We start from the raw sequence: 2,234 nt of genomic DNA on the forward strand, positions 1-2,234 counted from the left end.
CGAGGCCACTTCTCGTGAGAAATGCTGGTCGACTGGCGTGTCGGCGAGCAGTGGTTCTGGGACACCCTGGTGGACGCCGACTCCGCCAACAACGCGGCGAACTGGCAGTGGGTCGCGGGCTCCGGGTTCGACGCGGCACCGTACTTCCGCGTGTTCAACCCGGACCGCCAGCTCGAGCGGTTCGACCCGCACCGTGAGTACGTGCACCGGTGGGTCCCCGCCGACGAAGACCGCCCCGAGCCGATGCTCGACCTCAAGGAGACCCGGCAGCGGGCCCTCGACGCGTACGACCGGATGCGTCGATCGTGAGCGGGATCGACGCGCGGACGATCGCCGAGGTCGACGCGCTGTTCCGCGACCGGGTCGAACGGGGCGTCGCGCCCAGCAGTGTCTGGGGCGTGTTCGACCGCGCGGGCCCGGTGGCGTCGGGCGGACACGGCGACCGCGGCGACGGCCTCGCCCCCGACGCGCACACCGTCCACCGGATCGCCTCGTGCACGAAGAGCGTGACGGCGGCGACCCTGCTCGCCCTGGTGGCGGACGGCCGGGTCCGGCTGGACGACCCCATCACCGACTTCGTGCCCGCCTTCGCCGACGTCGCGCTGCCCACCGCCGACTCCCCCGTGCCGACGCTCCGCATGCTCCTGACGATGTCGGGCGGCTTCCCCACCGACGACCCCTGGGCGGACCGGCAGGAGTCCCTCTCCGACGCCGAGTTCGACGACGTCCTCCGCGCCGGCCTGCTGTTCGACTCGGTCCCGGGGACACGGTTCGCCTACTCGAACACCGGGTACGCGCTGCTCGGTCGGGCGATCGCGGTCGTCGCGGGGCGGCCCTTCACCGAGGTCGCGACGGACCTCGTGCTGCGTCCCCTCGGCCTCGGGAACACCGTCTTCCGCGCCGAGGACGCCCACGGCCACGTGGTCACGGGCGTCCGCCCAGCCAGCGACGGCGCGGGTGTGGGCGACTGGGAGCCGCTGCCGCTGACCGGTCCCGGCGCGTTCTCGTCGATCGGCGGCCTCTTCTCGACGGTCACCGACCTCGCCCGCTGGGGACGCCACCTCGCGTCGGCGTTCTCCGACGACCCGGAGGCCGGACCGGTCTCCCCCGCCGACCGCCGGCTCATGCAGCAGGCGATGCGCGTCGTCCCCGCAGCGGTGGTCCCGACCTCGACCCGTGCGACCGCGTACGGGTTCGGCCTCTTCGTCGAGCAGGACCCGGTGTTCGGCGAACTCGTGTCGCACTCCGGTGGTTACCCGGGGTTCTCGGCGCACATGCGGTGGTCTGCCCGAGACGGCATCGGTGTCGTCGCGTTCGAGAACGCGACGCAGGCGAAGGTCTCGGCTGCCGCCGACCGTGCGCTCGACGTCGTGTTGGCCGCCCGGACGGACGGTTCCTCCGCGCCTGTTCCCGGCACGGCCCCGACCGTCCACGCGACGCGGGTGGCGCAGGCGGCCGTGACGCGGCTGCTGGCCGACTGGGACGACGACCTGGCGGACGCGATCTGCACGCCGAACGTGGCGATGGACGTGCCCTACGAACGGCGACGCCGGGTGATCGCGGACGCCGTGGCCCAGGTCGGTGCCGACCTCGGCGCGGCACCGGTGGACGAGCAGTCGTCGGCTCCGTCGCACCTGCGGTGGTGGCTGCCCGGCACGACCGGGCGACTGCGCGTCGAGATCCGGCTGGCGCCCCTCGCGGCCGGGTTGGTGCAGACCCTGGTGGTCCGGGCCGAGCCCAGCGAGCGCTGACCCGCGACGGCCGGAACGCGCCAGCGTGGAACGACGCCGGGACCGGACGTCAGACCGGCGGGCGACCGCCCACGAACCCGAGCGCCCGCGCCGCGACCCGGGTGCCCTCGCGCGCGGCGGCGGCGACCCGCACCGGGTCCGTCGCCCAGGCACGGAGGAACCCGGCCGCGAACGCGTCGCCCGCGCCGAGCGTGTCGACCACCGTCGCCGGCGTGATCGGCACCGGCTGGGGACTCCGCCCGCGCCGACCGAGCAGGACCCCGTCGGTCCCCATCGTGACCACGACGAGCGGCACGTGTTCGGTGAGCACCGCGATCGCCTCGTCGACGGTCGGCGCCCCGGTCAGCGCCGCGGCCTCCTCGGCGCTCGGGAAGAGGGCGTCAAGACCGGACAGGGCCTCGAGGGACTCCGAAGGGCCCACGGCGCGCACCACGGCGGCGGACGAGGGGTCGAGCGTCACCCGCGCCGGACCGGACCGGGCCC

At 74.7% G+C, this 2,234-nt stretch carries 2 protein-coding genes and 1 pseudogene; 2 read left to right on the forward strand and 1 reads right to left on the reverse strand.

Going from position 1 to position 2,234, the window contains the following annotated elements; translation table 11 throughout:
* Positions 1-21: 21 nt before the first annotated feature.
* Together I5E_RS01395 and I5E_RS01400 are read left to right on the forward strand one after the other, a co-directional pair.
* A pseudogene (locus I5E_RS01395) lies at positions 22-309 on the forward strand (FAD-binding domain-containing protein); the annotation flags it as partial.
* Complete coding sequence (locus tag I5E_RS01400) at positions 306-1,751, forward strand: serine hydrolase domain-containing protein (RefSeq protein WP_022905420.1); 1,446 nt, start codon at positions 306-308, stop codon at positions 1,749-1,751. The pseudogene I5E_RS01395 and the gene I5E_RS01400, both read left to right, overlap by 4 nt.
* A gap of 49 nt (positions 1,752-1,800) precedes the next feature.
* Here I5E_RS01400 and I5E_RS01405 read toward each other — a convergent pair.
* On the reverse strand, positions 1,801-2,234 hold a 434-nt coding region (locus I5E_RS01405), incomplete at its 5' end, for a carbohydrate kinase family protein (protein WP_022905421.1).

The organism is Curtobacterium sp. B18 (assembly GCF_000333375.1).
Lineage (GTDB): Bacteria > Actinomycetota > Actinomycetes > Actinomycetales > Microbacteriaceae > Curtobacterium.